This window comes from Staphylococcus sp. TE8, assembly GCF_000692055.1.
Lineage (GTDB): Bacteria > Bacillota > Bacilli > Staphylococcales > Staphylococcaceae > Staphylococcus > Staphylococcus capitis.
The window spans coordinates 677412-697449 of sequence record NZ_JMGB01000001.1 but is presented as its reverse complement, the minus strand read 5'-3'; the positions used below and the strand labels follow the sequence as shown (position 1 = coordinate 697449).

The 20038-nt window shown below is 32.8% G+C and carries 17 protein-coding genes and 2 pseudogenes; 1 reads left to right on the top strand and 18 read right to left on the bottom strand.

What is annotated here, in order from left to right; all coding sequences use genetic code 11:
- Positions 1-3: 3 nt before the first annotated feature.
- From miaB to CM54_RS03330, 6 genes are all read right to left on the bottom strand, one after another.
- Positions 4-1548, bottom strand: a complete 1545-nt coding sequence (gene miaB, locus CM54_RS03355) for a tRNA (N6-isopentenyl adenosine(37)-C2)-methylthiotransferase MiaB (RefSeq protein WP_037548882.1) — start codon at positions 1546-1548, stop codon at positions 4-6.
- Between the two features lie 192 nt (positions 1549-1740).
- Positions 1741-2037, bottom strand: coding sequence for a thiamine-binding protein (locus CM54_RS03350; protein WP_002437018.1), 297 nt, complete (start codon positions 2035-2037; stop codon positions 1741-1743).
- Positions 2038-2111: 74 nt separating this feature from the next.
- Positions 2112-2729 carry a poly-gamma-glutamate hydrolase family protein gene (locus CM54_RS03345; RefSeq protein WP_037548879.1) on the bottom strand — a complete coding sequence of 206 codons (618 nt, stop codon included), beginning with the start codon at positions 2727-2729 and terminating at the stop codon, positions 2112-2114.
- Positions 2730-2886: 157 nt separating this feature from the next.
- Positions 2887-3753 (bottom strand): 2-oxoacid:ferredoxin oxidoreductase subunit beta, encoded by an 867-nt coding sequence (locus CM54_RS03340; protein WP_023350371.1) that lies wholly within the window; start codon positions 3751-3753, stop codon positions 2887-2889.
- Positions 3754-5514, bottom strand: a complete 1761-nt coding sequence (locus tag CM54_RS03335; RefSeq protein WP_037548877.1) for a 2-oxoacid:acceptor oxidoreductase subunit alpha — start codon at positions 5512-5514, stop codon at positions 3754-3756.
- Between the two features lie 134 nt (positions 5515-5648).
- Positions 5649-6443: a TIGR00282 family metallophosphoesterase gene (locus CM54_RS03330; protein ID WP_023350373.1), complete on the bottom strand. Its 795-nt coding sequence runs from the start codon at positions 6441-6443 to the stop codon at positions 5649-5651.
- A gap of 160 nt (positions 6444-6603) precedes the next feature.
- On the opposite strand from CM54_RS03330, the gene CM54_RS03325 reads away from it, so the two are divergent.
- On the top strand, positions 6604-6819 hold the full coding sequence (locus CM54_RS03325) for a hypothetical protein (RefSeq protein WP_002437019.1): 216 nt from the start codon (positions 6604-6606) through the stop codon (positions 6817-6819).
- A gap of 341 nt (positions 6820-7160) precedes the next feature.
- Here the strand turns inward: CM54_RS03325 and rny are convergent, their stop codons facing one another.
- The 12 genes and pseudogenes from rny to CM54_RS13125 all read right to left on the bottom strand — a co-directional run.
- Positions 7161-8720: a ribonuclease Y gene (rny, locus tag CM54_RS03320; RefSeq protein ID WP_002469868.1), complete on the bottom strand. Its 1560-nt coding sequence runs from the start codon at positions 8718-8720 to the stop codon at positions 7161-7163.
- A 232-nt stretch (positions 8721-8952) separates the two neighbouring features.
- Entirely contained in the window at positions 8953-10005 is a 1053-nt protein-coding gene (gene recA, locus CM54_RS03315) for a recombinase RecA (RefSeq protein ID WP_002437037.1), read from the bottom strand.
- Between the two features lie 168 nt (positions 10006-10173).
- Positions 10174-11322: a CinA family nicotinamide mononucleotide deamidase-related protein gene (locus CM54_RS03310; RefSeq protein ID WP_037548873.1), complete on the bottom strand. Its 1149-nt coding sequence runs from the start codon at positions 11320-11322 to the stop codon at positions 10174-10176.
- Positions 11323-11464: 142 nt separating this feature from the next.
- The gene (gene pgsA, locus CM54_RS03305; protein WP_002469863.1) at positions 11465-12046 is read right to left on the bottom strand and encodes a CDP-diacylglycerol--glycerol-3-phosphate 3-phosphatidyltransferase; all 582 of its coding nucleotides are present in this window, start codon (positions 12044-12046) and stop codon (positions 11465-11467) included.
- Positions 12047-12073: 27 nt separating this feature from the next.
- Positions 12074-12466, bottom strand: a complete 393-nt coding sequence (locus CM54_RS03300; protein WP_002436354.1) for a helix-turn-helix domain-containing protein — start codon at positions 12464-12466, stop codon at positions 12074-12076.
- Positions 12467-12484: 18 nt separating this feature from the next.
- Positions 12485-13312 (bottom strand): YmfK family protein, encoded by an 828-nt coding sequence (locus CM54_RS03295; protein WP_002436330.1) that lies wholly within the window; start codon positions 13310-13312, stop codon positions 12485-12487.
- A 158-nt stretch (positions 13313-13470) separates the two neighbouring features.
- Positions 13471-14178, bottom strand: coding sequence for an elongation factor P 5-aminopentanone reductase (gene ymfI, locus CM54_RS03290; protein WP_037548870.1), 708 nt, complete (start codon positions 14176-14178; stop codon positions 13471-13473).
- Positions 14178-15464 carry an EF-P 5-aminopentanol modification-associated protein YfmH gene (gene yfmH, locus CM54_RS03285; RefSeq protein WP_002436356.1) on the bottom strand — a complete coding sequence of 429 codons (1287 nt, stop codon included), beginning with the start codon at positions 15462-15464 and terminating at the stop codon, positions 14178-14180. Before yfmH ends, ymfI begins: the two co-directional genes overlap by 1 nt.
- On the bottom strand, positions 15464-16738 hold the full coding sequence (yfmF, locus tag CM54_RS03280) for an EF-P 5-aminopentanol modification-associated protein YfmF (RefSeq protein ID WP_037548867.1): 1275 nt from the start codon (positions 16736-16738) through the stop codon (positions 15464-15466). The genes yfmH and yfmF overlap by 1 nt, the downstream gene beginning before the upstream one ends.
- Positions 16739-16779: 41 nt before the next feature.
- Entirely contained in the window at positions 16780-17490 is a 711-nt protein-coding gene (locus CM54_RS03275; RefSeq protein WP_037548864.1) for a GntR family transcriptional regulator, read from the bottom strand.
- Between the two features lie 2 nt (positions 17491-17492).
- Positions 17493-18956 (bottom strand): annotated as a pseudogene (locus CM54_RS13130) (DNA translocase FtsK); the annotation flags it as partial.
- A 95-nt stretch (positions 18957-19051) separates the two neighbouring features.
- Positions 19052-19907: pseudogene (locus CM54_RS13125) on the bottom strand (DNA translocase FtsK 4TM domain-containing protein); the annotation flags it as partial.
- Positions 19908-20038 lie beyond the last annotated feature (131 nt).

Genomic DNA, 20038 nt, shown 5'->3' with positions numbered 1-20038 from the left:
TGTTTAATGAACCACCATTGCCTTTTGATGATCTTTCACAAATGTTCCATTTAATGAATATTGTTTTGCTTCATCGATTTTAACATCAACAAGTTTTCCAATCATTTCTTTAGGAGCTTTAAAGTTGACTAGTTTATTTTTATCAGTGTAACCAGCTAATACTGTGTCATCCTTTTTACTTGCTCCTTCACACAATACTGTAACGATTTTACCTTCATACTTACTCATAGCTTTTTGAGAGTATTCACCTACTTTTTTATTTAACCTTTGTAATCGTTCTTTTTTCACTTCAGTAGGCACATTATCTTTCATTTTAGCAGCTGGTGTTCCATCTCTTTGAGAGTATAGATAAGTATAAGCATGTTCAAATTCTACTTCATCATATAACGATAGCGTTTCTTCAAATTGTTCTTCAGTTTCATTAGGATATCCTACAATAATATCTGTTGTTAACGCTATATTAGGAATTGCAGTTTTTATTCTATTTACTAAATCAAGATAGCTTTCACGAGTATATTTACGACCCATAATTTTTAAAACGGCATTGTTCCCTGATTGAACTGGTAGGTGAATGTGAGGAACTATATTACCACCATTTGCTATAACTTCAATCATACGATCCGTAAAGTCCCAAGGGTGACTTGTTGTAAATCTTACTCTTGGTATATCAATCTTAGATATATCTTCTAGTAAATCACCAAGTCCATAATCTAGATCTTCGATATCTTTACCATAGGAATTTACATTTTGACCTAATAAAGTAATTTCTTGATAGCCTTCTCTTGCTAATTCTCTTACTTCATTAATAATATCTTCAGGGCGACGGCTACGTTCCTTACCTCTCGTGAAAGGTACGATACAATATGTACAGAATTTATCACATCCATACATGATATTAACCCAAGCTTTGATACTACCTTCTCTTACCTTAGGAAGATTTTCAATAACATCTCCCTCTTTAGACCAAACTTCTACTACCATTGCTTTAGATAAATACGCTTCTTCTAAAATTTCAGGTAAGTGATGGATGTTATGTGTACCAAATATCATATCTACATTTTGATAAGATTTTAGAATTTTATTTACTACTGATTCTTCTTGAGACATACATCCACATACCCCGATTAGACAATCAGGACGTTCTTTTTTAAGATGTTTTAAATTTCCAATTTCACTAAAAACTTTGTTTTCCGCATTTTCCCGAATAGCACAAGTATTAATTAAAATTACATCTGCTTGATTAATATCAGTTGTCGCACTATAACCTAAAGCCTTTAATATCCCCGCCATAACTTCAGTATCATGTGCATTCATTTGACAACCATACGTTTTAATTAAAAAAGTACGACCGTTACCCATGTTTTTATACTTTTCATCAATATGAAAATCTCTATTATATTGTACTTCTTGTTTCCCACGTTTTTTTGCTTCTTTTAAACTAGGTGGTTGATACACTTGTTCAAAGTATTTGCTATAGTCTTTTTCAGCTTTACGATCACGCTCAGCTAAAATGTTTATCGTACCAGCTTTTCTTTGTTCTTCATTCACTTTGAAAAATCCTTTCTATAAGCCCATAATCATTACTACATTATATTAAATTTAAAGTTAAAGTGCAAAAAGACGTTTTGTTTTATTTTTCAAAAATGACATATAAAAAGAGACAAATCAAACCTTTTAAGCTTAATTTGTCTCTAACCTATTATAAAAAATTTAACATTAGTTTATTATGTGATGATTAGTTTATTCTTCATCATATTTGCCAGTTAATGTCTCAATATCAATTCCTTCCGGGACGTGATAAAATTTAACTTGGCTAATAATACTTGGACATTCTAATTCAACCATTCTCTCATTAAGTTTTTGAATTAGAATAAGACACTCACTCATTTCTCCTTGAACAGTTGTTTCCAATGGCCCTACTCTATAATGCATTCCTGATTCATCAATAATTTTAATTGCCTCATCAACATAAGGAATCACATCTTCATTGTTTGGAGTTCTAGGAATTATTTGTATACTCATTAAAGTATCTTGCACTACAATATCACTCCTTTTTTTATACAATCATATACTCATATTTTAACATTCATAAAGTAAGTATACGCTAAAGACTAAACTTGTTGTAGTGCTTTAATTGTTGCATCTGCAAAGTCGTACATTAAGTCACCCCAGTTATCTCGGTCTTCACGACTTTTACGTGAACTTTTGTTATTCACAAATAATTCTTTTCTAAGACTTGAAGTTAACTCGATTTGAACGCCAGCATTATTCTTAGTTAAATTAATAATATTTTCATCTTGCTTCCCAGCCATCGTATTCGGTGCTTCTTGTACCTTTATACCTACATCTGATAACGTATCACTTAATATATCAATAAGTTGCTGATCATTGCCTCCAATATAAGCTACACTATCTTCGCCTTTACAACCATGCAATGCTATCGCTCTTTCACTTTTTTCAACAATTTTAATAGCTTGTGGGTCATCGTAATTTGTAGATGTAACATGCAATTCATTATTGCCTTTACTACGTAGTCCCTTAAAAGAAAAATAATTATAATTCCCTTTATCAGCAATCACTTGTGCTAACTCAGTCGTAGCTGGTTCAATACCACCACCGTGAATCGCTAAGATTGATACATTACTATCTTTATCATCTGTTTCAATTTCCCAATCTTCATTTTCCACAGTTACGTTTTCTAATTCTTTCATTGATTTAAATCTATCCATGACTACCTCCAATAAAATTGTTTATTTTGCATATTCCCAAAATAAATAATTTAAAAAGTCATTTACGCAATTTAAATATTTTTAATCAAGAATTAAAATATAGATTTTCATCATAAAAAAACTGAGCACCCCATGTAGGCACTCAGATAACAAAAATTTATATAAATTGAGCTGTCAAATCATTAAACGTATCTTCTGAAATATGAACATCTTTTTTAGCTAGAGCCTCATCTTCAAGTTCATTAATTTGAGATTCGTATGAAGGCGTTTCAGTATCTTGATAGACAATACCTTTAACTAGCGATTCGTGCTCTAAAACTGTTCGCATAGCTAACTGTTTATCTGAATTATCATAATCGTCAATATCATCAATGCTAGTTAAATGCTCTTTAAACCAATCATAAGTGTTAACTTTGTTATATGTTACACAAGGTGAGAATACATTAACAAATGAAAATCCATCATGATTAATCGCATCCTCAATCATTTTAGTTAATGCTTTAATATCACTTGAAAAACCTTGTGCTACAAATGTAGCACCTGATGAAAGTGCTAATTCTAATGGGGCTACATTTTTCTCAATATTCCCTTTAGGTGTAGATTTAGTTACAAAACCTACTGCTGAAGAAGGTGATGTCTGACCTTTAGTTAAACCGTAAATCTGATTATCCATGACAATGTATGTCATATTCATGTTTCTTCTTAATGCATGAATCGTATGCCCCATACCGATTGCATAACCGTCTCCATCGCCACCTGAAGCAATAACAGTTAAATCTTTGTTCGCCATTTTAACACCCTGTGCTAAAGGTAAGGCACGTCCATGTATAGCGTGAACACCATAAGAATTAATGTATCCTGATAATCTACCAGAACATCCAATGCCTGTAATAATTGCAACTTCTTCAGGTTCCAAACCTACATTGGCAGCTGCTTTTTGTATGGCCGCTTGTACTGAGAAATCTCCACATCCTGGGCACCAATTTGGCTTAACATTATTTCTAAAATCTTTGAATGTAGCCAATTAAACCAACTCCTTAATTTCCTTGACTATCTCTAATCCTTTATCTTCAATTTCATGAGGTAAGAAAGGTGTACCATCATATTTAGTTTGGTTCACTAATTTTTCTTCTACTTTTGTGTTCATTTTTAAAATATTAGATAACTGACCTTGATAATTATGTTCAGCTACAATCACTTTAGATGCTTTATCGATTGCATGTTGAATCGTATCTTTAGGGAATGGATGTAACTGACGAATTTGTATAGTATTAACTTTAATACCTTGAGATTCCAAACGTTCTGCGCCTTCGTTAATAGCACCTTTGGTAGAAATAAAACCTATATATAATAAATCTGCCTCATCATATTTTTCATTAGATTCAATAGGTTTTTCTATAACTAGATTTTCTGTTTTACGCATACGTTTTTCCATTTGTGCTTGTCTATTAGAAGCCGCTTCACTAGGTTTACCTTCTTCATTATGTTCAACACCAGTGATGTGATGAATGCCACCTTTTACACCCGGAATGGGACGAGGTGAAATTCCATTACCTGTTAAGGCATATCTTCTAAAGTAGCCTTTATCATCTTCTTCACGTTCTATATCAGATTGAAGTAATTCGCCACGTTTAATTTGAATCTTATTATAATCTAATGACTTAACTGTTTGTTTACCTAAAGAAAGTTGTAGATCACTTAAAATAATGACAGGACATTGATATTCCTCTGCTAAATTGAATGCCTCTACTGTAAGATAGAATGCATCTTCAGCATCAGTTGGAGCAACTACAATTTTTGGAATATCACCGTGTGTACCATATATCATTTGCATTAAATCTGATTGTTCTTGTTTAGTAGGTAAACCTGTTGAAGGTCCGCCACGTTGAGTGTTGATGACTACGAATGGTGTTTCAGTCATTCCTGATAAACCAATTGATTCCATCATCAATGATAAACCAGGACCTGCACTTGCTGTAAACCCTCTTACACCAGCATAGTTAGACCCTATAGCCATTGTAGCTGCAGCAATTTCATCTTCCGTTTGAACAACAGTGCCACCGACTTTAGGAAGATTCGCAATCATATACTCCATAATTTCAGATGCTGGAGTAATAGGATAAGCAGCCATAAATTTAGAACCTGCTGATATTGCTCCTAATCCAATTGCATCATTACCTATCATATACAAGTATGGATCTTCATTAATTGCTTCTAATTCAAAGTCTCCCTGAATAGAACTTAGGTGTTCTTTCATTAAACGATAACCTTCGTTAAGCGCTTCGATATTCATATCAACTACTTTTTCTCCCTTTTTAGAGAACATGTTCGTAATTAATTCTTCAAAAGTAGTTGTGTCTAAATTCATAAGCGCTGAAGTAGCTCCAATAGCCACCATGTTTTTCATCAGTGCTGTCCCAAGTTCTTTAGCAGTGCTTGTAAACGGTAAATCTATAAGTTGCGCTTTACAGCCTTCTGGTTTTGTCGGTTTAGCCTTAGAATCCGCAATTATAATACTATCCTCTCTCATTTCATGATGATTTAACTCAATCGTTTCTTGATCAAATGCAATTAAGATATCTAAATCATCACTAATGGCATGAACAGGCGTAGTTGATACTCTTATTTTATTGTTAGTATGACCACCTTTAATTCGACTTGAAAAGTGTCTGTAACCATATAAAAAGTATCCCTTCCTATTCATTGCAGTAGCGAAGATTTCTCCAGTAGATTCGATACCTTCACCTTGTTGTCCGCCCACTTTCCATGATAGTTGTGATTTCATATCACATGCCTCCTGTGGATATAATTCATATTTAATAATAACAAAAGAAACCACCGTTTTACTATGTAAACAGTGGTACAAAATTAAATTCATACTAATGGACGATAACCTTTAAACACTATTAAGACAGGGGTTTATCCCTGAAAAGGATTGTCGTCATTTATTAATATTCTTTCAATTTGTGTTGTTTTACCTTCTTTATCTAAATCAATAATGACGCCAGATAAAACACTGCGCCCTTCATCTGGTACGACGTGTCTTTGAGGTAAACTTGTAATAAATCTATTAATCACTTCTTCGCGATTGATACCTAAAATTCCATCATAATATCCTGTCATACCCACATCAGTTATATAGCCAGTCCCGTTTGGTAAGACGCGATTATCAGAAGTCTGAATGTGAGTATGTGTTCCAACTACTGCACTCACTCTACCATCTAAATACCAACCCATAGCATTTTTCTCAGAAGTTGTTTCTGCATGAAAGTCGACGAAGATGTAAGGAGTGACTTTTCTTGCTTCTTCTATCAATTGATCCGCCTTTTTAAAGGGGTCATCAATATCTTGCATAAATGAACGTCCTTGTAGGTTAATAATAGCTAATTTTATTTCATTAATTTGAATATAACGCATTCCAACTCCTGGCGCTTCTTCTGGAAAATTAGCCGGACGAACCATGCGATGTGCATCATCGATAAAGTCATAAATTTCTCTTTGACCATAAGTATGGTTACCCATAGTCATGAAATCTACGCCTTCTCTTAATAATTGTTTATAAATCTTCTCTGTTAACCCTTTGCCATGTGCTGCATTTTCAGCATTTACAATGGAAACTGTAGGGCGATAACTTTGTTTTATTTTTGGTAAATATGTAGAAATTGCTTTTCTACCGATTTTTCCAACGATATCTCCAATAAACAATATTCTCATAAATCGTTCATCCTCTCATAAACAGTTTAATAGATACCGTCATATAATTAAAGTATCCAGTACAAATTAATTATTCTGAATATTAAAAGACTTTTCTTTTTTGTATTTATTTAATATGTTAATATGAAGTTAACAAAATTCTAGGAGTTGTAAATCATACATGTCTATTAATATTGATCCTGAAAAATTTGCAGAATTAGTAGTAAACGCGAATCCAGCAAAATCTGATGAACCAGAAGATATTGCTAAAGAAAGCTTAACACTCTATATTAATGCTTACCGTTTAGCTGAAAAATATTCAAACATTGCTACTAATTGTTACGATACAGCTGAAATCATTAAAGAAATCAATGATGCAGACCTACAATTAAAATAATTTAAAAACTAATTATTAAAAAATAAGTTTTTAGGAATCAACATAATCAATTGATTATGTTGATTTTTATTTTATGCCAAACTCTTTCGTCATACTTGAATCTTCGTTTCAAGCATAAGAGCCACTAACCGATTTCTCGGTAAGTTTCATTGTCATACTTGAATCTTTGATTCAAGCATAAGAGCCACTAACCGATTTACCGGTAAGTTTTTTGTCATACTTGAATCTTTGATTCAAGCATAAGAGCCACTAACCGATTTCTCGGTAAGTTTTTTGTCATACTTGAATCTTCGTTCAAGCATAAGAGCCACTAACCGATTTCTCGGTAAGTGGCTCTAAAATTATTTTGCATATTCTACTGCTCTAGTCTCTCGAACAACTGTCACTTTGATGTGACCAGGATATTGTAATTCTTCTTCGATTTGATCTTTGATATCTCTAGCCAATCTGTATGATTTTAAATCATCAATTTCTTCAGGTGAGACAACTACACGAATTTCTCTACCTGCTTGAATTGCAAATGCTTTTTCAACTCCATCATAGCTCTCAGATAAAGCTTCTAATCTTTCTAATCTTCTAATATAGTTTTCAAGTGTCTCTTTACGAGCACCCGGTCTTGCTGCTGATAAAGCATCTGCAGCCGCAACTAAAATAGAAATAATAGAAGTTGGCTCTACATCACCATGATGTGAGTGAATAGCATTAGTTACTGTTTCATTCTCACCATATTTCTTAGCTAATTCAACACCTATTTCTACGTGACTTCCCTCAACCTCATGGTCAATAGCTTTACCAACATCATGAAGTAAACCTGCACGCTTAGCAAGAGTAACGTCTTCGCCTAACTCTGCAGCTAACATACCTGAAAGGTGCGCCACTTCAATAGAATGTTTAAGCACATTTTGGCCATAACTAGTACGATAGTTTAATCGACCAAGTATTTTAACTAGATCAGGATGCATGTTATGAACATTAATTTCAAATGTAGCTTGTTCACCTGCATCTCTAATAATATCGTCAACTTCTTTTCTAGCTTTCTCAACCATATCTTCAATACGACCAGGATGAATACGACCATCTGAAACTAAGTTAACTAATGCTGTTCTAGCTATTTCTCGTCGAATTGGGTCAAAGCCTGATAAAATAACCGCTTCTGGAGTATCATCAATAATCAAGTCTATACCAGTAAGCGTTTCTAATGTACGAATATTTCGACCTTCTCTACCTATGATACGACCTTTCATTTCATCATTAGGTAAATTAACAACTGATACAGTTGATTCAGTTGTATGATCGGCTGCTAATCTCTGTACTGTAGTAGCAAGTAATTCTTTTGCTGTTTTATCTACTTTTTCTTTCGCTTCTTTTTCTTTTTCTTTAACAAGTATTGCAATATCTTGTGACAGTTCTTCTTCAACTCGTTGAAGTTGTTCATTTACAGCTTCTTCTTGAGTGAGACCGGAGATGCGTTCTAATTCTTGTTCATGCTTCATTATTAATGTTTGAACACTACTCTCTTTTGCATCTACTTGTTGTTGTCTTTCTTCAATTTTTGATTCTTTTTGTTCTAAAATCTCATCTTTTTTATCTAAAAGATCAGATTTTCGATCCAAGTTCTCTTCTTTTTGAAGAAGTCGGGTTTCTTGTCTTTGAAGTTCCCCACGTCTTTCACGCAGTTCACTTTCTGTTTGTTCTCTTAAAATTTGGTTCTCTTCTTTTGCCTCAAGTAACTTTTCTTTTTTAATATTGTCAGCTTCTTTATTAGCATAAGTGACAATATCTTCGGCAGTTTGTCTTGCTTGAACTTGTTTTTGGTGTAATAAATTTCGGGCAACGACATACCCTACAACAACGCCTAGAATTATCCCCAGCAAAATGAGTAGGAGGCTTAATAAATTCACATAAACACCTCCTTTATCTAGGGTTTGCTCTGTATATCAAAATCAATATGATTATATGAAATTATATAAGAATCATACACACTAATTGTACGTTTTTCGACAGAGAAGTGTCAAGGTATGAAATTCCTTATCCTACGTTTAAAATCCTTAGTTATTGTGAAAGTTTACTCTAAAAAAATGGATAGCAAAAAGCCATCCATTTTAAACTTACATATATACTTTTGAATAAAAATTATTCTTCATCAAATAAAGTCTTAGGTGCTTCTTCTTCAGCGTCTGTTTCTTCAACGTCTCCATCGAATATACCTAATTTTTCTCGTAATTTACGATCAATTTCTTCTTTAATTTGAGGGTTTTCTTTTAAATAAGTTTTAACGTTTTCTTTACCTTGACCCATTCGATCACCATTATAAGAGTACCAAGCACCAGATTTATCAACGATGTCATTTTCAACACCTAAGTCAATTAATTCGCCTTCTTTAGAAATACCTTGACCGTACATAATATCTACTTCAGCTACTCTGAATGGAGGTGCTACTTTATTTTTAACAACTTTAATTTTAGTTCTGTTACCTACGATATCTTGTCCTTGTTTTAATTGTTCAGCTCTTCTTACTTCTAATCTTACAGAACTATAGAATTTTAATGCACGTCCACCTGGTGTAGTTTCTGGGTTACCAAACATCACACCAACTTTTTCACGAATTTGGTTAATAAAGATTGCAGTTGTGTTTGATTTAGAAATTGCACCGGATAATTTTCTTAAAGCTTGAGACATTAATCTTGCTTGTAAACCGACATGTGTATCTCCCATTTCACCTTCAATTTCAGCTTTAGGAGTTAATGCTGCCACTGAGTCAACCACGACGATGTCAACTGCACCACTTCGAACAAATGCTTCAGCAATTTCAAGTCCCTGTTCCCCATGATCAGGTTGAGATAAGTATAGGTTGTCAATATCTACGCCTAAAGCTTGAGCGTACACAGGATCAAGTGCGTGTTCAGCATCAATGAATGCAGCTACTCCACCGTTTTTTTGAACCTCTGCAATTGCATGTAAAGCAACTGTTGTTTTACCTGAACTCTCAGGTCCATAAATTTCTATAATTCTTCCTTTAGGATAACCACCTACACCTAGGGCATTATCCACTGTTACAGAACCACTTGATGTGCTTGATACTTTACGACCTTTATTGTCGCCTAATTTCATAACCGCACCTTTACCAAATGATTTCTCCATATTTTTTATAACTGTATCTAAAGCTTTTTGACGTTCGTTATCCAAAGCGAGACCTCCTAATTACGAAAGTAATCTTTTTTAATATCTTATCTTTACTATACAAGCTATCCATTCAAAACACAAGCATTTTACGAATATTTGTTCGTATAATTATAATTATAAGTGATATAAAATCGAACAAACGTACTTATTTTAAAAACAGTAAAAGAATAATCATCGATTTTCAAACCATTTTAATAATTTAATCATCGCATAATTTTGACTTCTGCTTCTTAATAAATTTCTACTTTGAGTCATTTTAAAAGTATCAACGTTTAATACTTCTCCATCGTACATAGCTAAGTAGACATCTTCATTTTCATGTAATAAAACAATACCCAAATCAGTTTGGTATAAATCTTTTACATATTGCGCTGCATTAAATAATTGGTCGTGGATACTATCTGTAGTGTCTATAAATAAACCATTGTGTGGTAACAATCCATTAAGTACATTATTTTGATCTACATTTTTAAGTCTTGTATATAAAGCACCATTTGTTACTCCATCATATATAGCAAACGTTTCATTTATTTTAGAGATCACAGCCTCTTCAAGAGTAATGTCATCAGATCCATAGTAATAATCACCTATACGGTCGAGTATTTCTCTCTTGACGGGGGCAATAAGATTTTTGCAATCATTCTTTGAATCAGAATTGGCAGTAATTCTAATATAAACTTCATGTGTTCCAGCTAAAGGAGCTATAGTTGGATTAGTTTGATTTTCTATAAGATCCATGAGTATCGTCTCAACTTTAGATTCACCTATTCCGGCAAATCTTAATAACTCTGAAAAAATGACGCTATCGTCATCTAGTAAGTAAGGTAATAGCTCATTCTTTGCCATGGGCTTCATTTCACTAGGAGGCCCTGGTAAAAGCACAACCTTTTTATCATTCTTTTCAATTAACATTCCTGGCGCCATACCAGTTTTATTTGGTAATACTTTGCAACCATCAATAACCAATGCTTGTTGTTTATTATTAGGTGTCATTTCTTGTCCTTGCTCTTTGAAATAACTCTCAATATATTCTAAAGAAGCCTCGTCAGTAACTAATTCTTTACCTAAAACTTTAGCTACAGTATGTTTAGTTAAATCGTCTTTAGTAGGTCCTAACCCACCTGTTAACACAAGAGTATCAAAACGTTCAAATCCTTGTCTGATAATGTATTCCAATCTTTCCGGATTATCTCCAATTACAGTATGCTCAACCACGTTTTTACCAATACTATTAAATAGTTTGGATAAATACTGACCATTCGTGTTTGCTATTTGACCTAAAAGTAATTCAGAACCTACGGCAATTATAGATATTTTCATCAACTTTCACCCCTTTGACCATCTTTTTTCGCAATAAATTCATTATATATTTTCTGATTTAATAAATCTAAAAAAAGCGTTCAAAAAAAGACTAAACTTTATAATCTTACTTTTATAAAGCCTAGTCTTGTAAATTCGTATGTTATTTAGATTGTTTAAATACATCTCTACCTTTGTAGAAATACTCAATTCCAGAAAGGATAGTGAAGAACACTCCTATATAAAGTAATGTCACACCGAGTGGAAAATGAATATAATGAACGAGTGGATCACCTAGTAGTATCCAAATAATCGCAACCATTGTGACTGCTGTTTTAATTTTACCTAGTTGACCCGCCGCACTTACAAATCCTTGTTCAATTTGTAATAAACGTAAGCCTGTAACCGCAAATTCACGTGCAATAATTATTATAGCTACAACTGAATTCGTAAAACCTAATTGCACCATTACAATAAGAGCACTCGCTACTAAAAGTTTATCAGCTAATGGATCTAAAAATTTACCCATATTTGTAACAAGTTGCCATTTACGTGCTAAATATCCATCTGCAAAGTCACTTAACGATGCAAGAATAAAAATAATTGCACTTATTAAAATTTCAATTCTAATGTGATACCCGCCTAAAAAAGATACCTTTCCAAATCCGAAATCTACTAACGCAAATAGTATGAAAACGGGTATCAATATAACTCTAAATACCGTAATCTGATTCGGTATATTCATAATAAATCCTCATTTCTTAAACTTTATTTATATAATTAACACTGCAAGAATCCAAAGTATTAAAGAAACTATTACTATAAAACCAATTAGCATTATCAATTGCATCGTTTCTTTTGACTTACTTCGATACGAGGGAGCTTCACCGTTCGAGAAAGCAGCAATTAATTCATCAATTTGATTCTGATTATTTGGTATTTCGTCACGATGAGCCTCAATAAGTTGATTAGGTTCAATGTTGACTACATTAGCATATTTACGAATAAATCCCTCTGTGTAATCCTTTTTGGCTAATAAATCAAAATCATTATTCTCTATATGTATCAGAGTTTGACGCTTAAGTTGTGTTCGTTGCTCAAGTTCATTTAAAGTCATACCTAATCTTTCACGTCTACCTTTTAATGCTTCACCAACAGTTTTCACACATAGCCCTCCTCAAACCTATTCAAAGAAACCAAATCCTCCACCAAATGGATCACCGAAATCTAAATTATTTTTACTTTGAATCGTCTGTTTTTTCATTTCATCATAATGTATTTCTTGATTTTCATTTTCTCTTAATTCAATGATATAGTCAAAGTCTTCCATACTATAATTACACGCTTCTACAAATAAATCTGGATGCTCAACTACTTTAATCGAAGGGAGTGTCATAACTTCTCTAACTAAATCTTGGTGCTTAGGATTAGATTCACGAGCCGTCACCGCGCCATCAATAATATAAACATGATTTGAATCATATTCGCCTTTGATTAAAGAACTTCTTACTGTCTGCTTAATTAAAGTAGAACTAATAAACAGCCATCTTTTATGCGCACATACGCTTCCGGCCACGATTGATTCTGTCTTACCTACACGTGGCATACCTCGTATTCCTATTAACTTATGTCCTTCTTCTTTAAAAAGTTCAGCCAAAAAGTCTACAAGTAAACCTAAATCTTCTCTCTCAAATTTAAACGTTTTTTTATCATCCGCATCTTGTTCTATGTATCTGCCATGTCTAACTGCAAGACGATCTCTAAGTTCTGGTATTCTTAATTTGGTAATGTCAATTTCATTAATTTCTTTAACTATTTGTTCAAAACGTTCAACTTTTTCTAGTTTATCAGTTTTGATAAGTAAACCCCTTTTGCCTTGATCAACACCATTAATTGTAACAATACTAATTCCTAACATACCTAATAAACTTGATATGTCCCCAAGTAATCCTGCACGATTAATTGTAATCTCATATTCAAGATACCATTCTTTTCTTTCTGCTACTGCCATGATTTAACCACCCCTTGTTTTCAATCACGCACTTGAAAGCTTTTTTCAAAGTATGATTTAAAAACATTATAACATCGATTAGGAAACGCGCCCTTAGGAATTGTATTTATTTTCATATAAAATCAAAACCTAAATTACTTACAAAATACTTTAAATTTTTATAAATACCATGCTCCATTTACCTTTTGAACAGTACCTGTAATACTTCTAGACATGGGGTGACACAAATACGCACAGACATGGGCCACCTCTTCAGGTTCAATCATTCTATTCTGAGGTAATTCTTGAAGTATTGAATCTCTTTCCTCTTCTGACCACACCTTGCTCATATTACCTGAAACAAATCCTGGAGTTATAGCATTTACGGTTACTGACGTAAGCGCAAGTTCTTGACTAAGCGCTTTAACGAAACCTATTTGAGCACTTTTCATAGCTGAGTAAATAGTTTCCATGCTTGCACCTGTTTCTCCCCAAATAGAAGAAATAACTACAATTCGGCCGTTTTCACTTCTTCTTAAAATATCTACAAAAAATCTGGATAAACGTATAAATTGTCTTAAGTGAAGAACGTAACTCTTATCGATATCATCATCGCTCATATCTTGTAACATGCCATATAATGCAGTGCCGCTAGTATAAATAAGACAATCCAAATCAATAATATGTCCAAAATAATCTTCTAAATTTAGATTTTGAGATAGATCACATTGGATGAATTCTACATTTTGGTTATGATTAAATTTTTGTTTCAAGGCTTCTAATTTAGAAGAATGATAGTGAACAATTACGTGATACCCTTCGTTTAAGAGTTGCTTGACAATCGCTGAACCTATAGTACCTGAACCACCAAGTACGAGTGCTTTCATTATGGTTTCATCTCCAAACGACTATCGACAAGTTGTTCAAAATTTAGAAATAGTTCAGATGTTTCATTAACACTTTCGAGTGTTATATTTTCAACAATTTCTAACATGTCAAAAACACTTACACCTTCAAAATATAATTTCGCATATTGATTAGCAATGTACTCAGGTGAATTTAAACTTGAAATAAACTCTCCGATAAATTGTTTTTTTAATAAGTCGAAAGCTTCTTGATCAACTAATTGTCCTCTGTACTTCTTCAATTCATTAAGTAATAATTCTTTTAATTCATCCGGTTGCTGTGTTGCACTGGTAATAATAGAAAAGCTATAGCTAGGTTCAAGCACAAATTGATATCCAAAAGTTTCATCAATTAAATCTTTATTTAATAAGTTTTGATAAAAATCCGTTTCTTCTCCAAAAATCAACTCATAGAAAAATGTCATTTCTAAATCTCTTTGTACATATTTTTCCGAGCTTTCTTTAAGTGGTTGATTTTTAAAACCTAACATTAACCTTGGAGATTGCAATTTCATCTGCTCTGTAACGTTGTGTTGATTCACTTCAATGGGTTCATCAATTTCTGCACGCTCAATCTTAGGTTGGTTGGTCTTATTTCGCTTTGCCTCATGTTGTTCTACTAAATCAATCATATTTTGAGGGTTTACGTCACCAACAATAAATAAAACCATATTTGATGGATGATAAAAAGTTTCATAACAAAGGTATAAATCATCCTTAGTGATATCGTAAATACTCTCCACACTACCAGCAATATCGACGCGAATAGGATGGTTTGAATACATCGCTCTCAAAGTATTGAACATTAATTTGTAACCAGGTTGTTCTTGATACATTTTAATTTCTTCAGCAATGATACCCTTTTCCTTATTAACCGTTTCCTCAGTAAAATAAGGCGTTTCAACCATATCTAATAAACGCTTAATATTACTTTCAATATTGCTTGTAGCACTAAATAAATAACTTGTACGGTCAAAACTTGTAAATGCGTTTGCTTGTGCATTTTCCTCGGCAAAAGCTGTAAATAAATCTTCTTCTTCTTTTTCAAAAAGTTTATGTTCTAAAAAATGTGCTACACCATCTGGCACTTTTACAAATTGTTGGCTTCCAATAGGTTTGAAATGATTATCCAAAGAACCAAATTGTGTCGTATAAGTCACAAATGTTTTTTGGAATCCTGGTTTAGGTATTATAAACAGCTTAAGCCCATTATCAAGTTCATGTTCATAGACTTTCTCATCTATCAATTCATAATTATGTAGCTTCATTATTCACTTTGACCTCCTTTCGTTAAAACATAGATTGTATCTAGCATGGCTTCATTAGCTAATTTTATAACATCTTCTCTTGTGACAGCATTAATTGCAGTGATGAATTCTTCTTCAGATTGAGGTTTGTCTAATAACACCTGATTATGTAATAGTTCGATAATACTTTTAGGTCTGTCAGTAGATTCATGTCTATGAGAGATAATAATTTTCTTTGCCAACTCTAATTTATCATCATCAAAATTACCATTCTTTAATTTTTCAAATTCATCTAAAATAGTATCTTTGGCAATCTCATATTTAGAAGCCGAAACTCCACTAAGAACAAATAAAAATCCATTCTTTCCATCGATTTGTGAATGTATAGAATAGGCCAAACTTTGCTTTTCTCGAACTTCATTGAATAACACTGAAGAAGGGTCGCCACCAAACATCATGTTTAAAACTACGAATGCATAATAGTTCTCTTTCCCAAAATAAGTTGGGAAACGATAACCAAGATTGAGTTTAGCTTGGTCCACTTCATCATTCTCAATGATAAATTTAGATGATTTATTTGGATCTATATGCTCAGGTCGATTATTACTTTCAAATTTGAATGGTTTAATATTAAAGTTTTCTTGTATTGTATCTATCACATTTTGTTTATCTACATTTCCAACTACGTAAATTGCACAATCATCGTTATGTAACATTGATTTATATGTATCATACAAGTTTTTAGCAGTAACATGAGGTATTTGTTCTACTTGACCTGTAGCTAAATATTTATAGGGTTCATTTTCAAACATATGGTTCATTAATTTTAAAAATGAATATTGAGCTTTATTATCAATCATTGCTTCAAGCTTTTTAGTGAGCAAAGATTTTTCCTGTGCTACATAGTTCTCATTAAACTGTTCGTCAATAATTAAAGGATTCCAAATAAGTTCTTTAAGCGTCTTAAGACCCTTCTCAAATAATGGAGTTGAGTCCTTTAAATAACGCTCATTAGCAATTTCTAAAGAAATTGTAATCACATGTTTATCCTTAAATTTAGATACAAAACTATTGATATATGCACCATATAATGATGATAAATGTCTATTTAACGCTTTATCGTTAGGCCATTGTTGTGTAGCACGTACTAAGACTTTGCTTAAAATTGAACGCGCCGTTATTGTTTTATAATCTAATGGCGCCATAAATTTAAAGGTCACCATGGTTGTTTTAAATTTTTTAGTTGGTAAAACGTTAATATGTATATTGGAGTTGTCTAATGTATTATTTTCCAAACGGCATACCTCTCATTCCTGTAAAAACATTAAATTTTTACTTAGCTTTTATTTATTTTAAATTTAACCAAACTACTTTTAATATAGTTTAATGAATATAAAATAGGTTGGTCTTGCTCATCATAATGAACTACCTTTAATAGCATTAAACCTTCATGTGGAGAAGCGTTTAACACTTCTGAAATATGAGGTTCATAACTAATTGCTTCTAAGTCCATTTCTGCATGTTTAACCTCATGTCCTGTTGATTCTTTAATAGCTCTTAACATAGAGCCACTACTTTTTTGATAGTCTGTACAAGTTAGATTTTGTTTAGCGATTTTATCTAAACAGTAAACTACTGGTATTTGATCAGCCGTTCTTAATCTTTCAATGATAGTCACAGGTTCTTTATCACTTATTTCTAATAATTCAGCATCAAGAATAGTTGCTGGTTGTTCATCAAAATTTAAATATTCTATACCTGCTTTATACCCAGCTTCTTCAATCATATTACTAATACTTACTAACTTATCTAATGGATAAAAGAAGGGAGGCTGTTTTTTAACACTAGTCCCCTCTTCAAAATTATCAGTTACAATTTGTTCGGTAATTAATTCACCAATTCCATCATAAACATCGTCCGTTTTCACGTTGAGTGCACGTGCAATTGATAAATTACTTGGTAGCTTACCAGTATTATCCAATTCTCCATTTTTTATTAACTTTAAAATGTATTGTTTAACTCTATAAATCGCATTCATTTCCGACATTTTTACACCTCATCATTATCTAAATCAACTAGAATTTGTCTTGGTTTACTTCCTTTTTGAGGACCGATGACTTGATTACGTTCTAAATCGTCCATTAAACGTGAAGCACGATTATAACCAATTCTAAATTGTCTTTGTAATAAAGATGTGCTCGCTTTTTGTTGTTCTATTACAAACAAGTAGGCTTCATCATATAAGGAATCTTCACTTTTCATCTCTGATTTATCAACTGGTGCGTCAGGTTCCATTTCTTTTACATAATTTGCTTTTTGTTGTTCTACAACGTAGTCCACTACATCTTGAACCTCCTTATCGCTCAAGAAGGCACCTTGGATACGTGTTTGAGTCGATTCACCATTACCAATATATAACATATCGCCTTTACCTAATAACTTATCGGCACCACCTGAACCTATAATAGTTCTAGAATCAGTTTGTGAACTTACTGCAAAAGCTATACGTGAAGGAATATTATTTTTAATGATACCAGTGATTACGTCTACTGAAGGTCTTTGAGTGGCTACTATTAAATGAATACCTGCAGCTCTAGCCATTTGAGTAATTCGTTGAATCGCATTTTCAACTTCTTTACCTGCGACCATCATTAAATCTGCTAACTCATCAACAATAACTACAATGTAAGGAAGTTCTGATTGTTTCTCTTCTAACTCTTCATTTTGTTTACGAATATACTGATTATATCCTTCGATATTTCTTGTTGAAGAATGTTGGAATAAATCATAACGACGTTCCATTTCTGCAACTACTTTATCAAGCGCTTGCGATGCCTTGTGTGGATTAGTTACTACCGGGATAAGTAGATGAGGTATGCCATTATATACGTTTAATTCTACCATTTTCGGATCAATTAACATAAGTTTTACCTCATGCGGCTTAGCATTGAGTAAAATGCTTGTGATTATTCCATTGATACATACTGATTTACCACTACCTGTAGAACCTGCTACAAGTAAATGAGGCATTTCATTGAGTTGTATAGATACAGGTTCTCCAGATATATCTCGTCCAATACCAACTTCTAATTTATGTTGAGATGGAAACTTCTCTTCTAAAACTTCTTTAAGTGATACTAATGAAATTTTGTCATTAGGAACTTCGATTCCTACTGCTGAACGTCCAGGAATAGGAGCTTCTATACGAACATCTTTCGCTGCTAATGCTAAAGCAATGTCATTATGTAAGTTAACGATTTTACTTACTTTAACACCTTGAGCTGGCTGAACTTCATATTGAGTTACCGCAGGACCAATTTTAATTTGGGTCACTTTCGCATTGACACCAAAATTCTTCATTGTAGATTCTAAGACCTGACCTTTTCTTTGAACTTCAGCTTTAGAAGTAGATTGTTGTTTAGCTGGTTGATTAAGTAATGATAAAGGTGGAACCACATACTCCACATTAGCTACTTCTCCAGCTTCAGAGATTGATCCTTCAGCGTTACTACTATCATTGTCTTCATTAGAACTTGAAACATTACCTTTGTTGTCACTCTGTTTAATATCTTGTGAGTTTGAAGTGATTTCACTACTATTAGCCTCATGATCAAAAATACGCTTTTTACGTGTCTTAGGTGCACTATTGCTTTTATCTTCTTGGTCACTGTGCCCGTAAATAGGTATGTCATTATTTTGCGGAACTTCAGGAAGATCACTAACATCTTTGACATTTTCTTGTTGCAATCTTTCTTGTTCTTTCTTTCTCTTTTTCTCTTCAGATCTCTCTGCTTTTAATTGAGCCCTCTCTTCTTTTCTAGCTTTACTCGTTTCTCTTTTGTCTCTAAATGATTCTGAAGCACTTTTACTAGATGATTTCATACTTTCAAATAGGCTTTTACTTACATCTCTATGTCTTAAGTTTGATAAAAGTATGATACTTGAAGCTATTAGTAGAACAGTAATAATTATAACGCCAGCTATTGATATAAGAGGTATTAATAATTTAAATAAGTAAAAACCTATTAAACCTCCTCCGAAGTTAGGAAAGTGTGTATGTTCATATGATTTATAAACATATGATAATACTGGCTCTCTTTCAGATGACACGCCTTTACTAAAATGGTAATAAAGTTGCGTTATACATAGCAAAGCAAGTTGCAAAACAAGCGCACCAATACTTCGACGCGTTTTAGGAATTTTTTTAGAATATGTAATGAAGACTGTACCTAGAATCACTAAAATATAAGTCAGAAATCTACTCATACCGAATAGATAATTGAAGAAACTATCAATCATTTGACCAACTATGCCTAATTGAAAAGCTCCTAAAACGACAAGAATGATTATGACAATAGCAATGATGTAGCGTAAAGGGCTCTCATTTTGTTTTTTTCTTTTACTATTTTTACGCGTAGCATTACTTTTCCTTCTATTCGTTGTTTTTTTCTTTGTTTGTGGCAAGATTTCACACCTTCTTTTTTAATCTTTCACAGTTATTTAATTACGGCCTAATAATAACTATTATGTATATATTTAATAAGATGAAAGAGGCAGGGACAATTAATTGTTTAAAGCCATCTCAATTATTCTTA

Coding starts and splice junctions, on each gene's coding strand:
- CM54_RS03325 (WP_002437019.1), top strand. CDS start 6,604: ATGTCTATTAATATTGATCCTGAAAAATTTGCAGAATTAGTAGTAAAC.
- CM54_RS03295 (WP_002436330.1), bottom strand. CDS start 13,312: ATGGCAGTAGCAGAAAGAAAAGAATGGTATCTTGAATATGAGATTACA.
- pgsA (WP_002469863.1), bottom strand. CDS start 12,046: ATGAATATACCGAATCAGATTACGGTATTTAGAGTTATATTGATACCC.
- CM54_RS03345 (WP_037548879.1), bottom strand. CDS start 2,729: ATGGATAGATTTAAATCAATGAAAGAATTAGAAAACGTAACTGTGGAA.
- CM54_RS03275 (WP_037548864.1), bottom strand. CDS start 17,490: ATGTCGGAAATGAATGCGATTTATAGAGTTAAACAATACATTTTAAAG.
- ymfI (WP_037548870.1), bottom strand. CDS start 14,178: ATGAAAGCACTCGTACTTGGTGGTTCAGGTACTATAGGTTCAGCGATT.
- CM54_RS03335 (WP_037548877.1), bottom strand. CDS start 5,514: ATGAAATCACAACTATCATGGAAAGTGGGCGGACAACAAGGTGAAGGT.
- yfmH (WP_002436356.1), bottom strand. CDS start 15,464: ATGAAGCTACATAATTATGAATTGATAGATGAGAAAGTCTATGAACAT.
- CM54_RS03310 (WP_037548873.1), bottom strand. CDS start 11,322: ATGAAAATATCTATAATTGCCGTAGGTTCTGAATTACTTTTAGGTCAA.
- CM54_RS03330 (WP_023350373.1), bottom strand. CDS start 6,443: ATGAGAATATTGTTTATTGGAGATATCGTTGGAAAAATCGGTAGAAAA.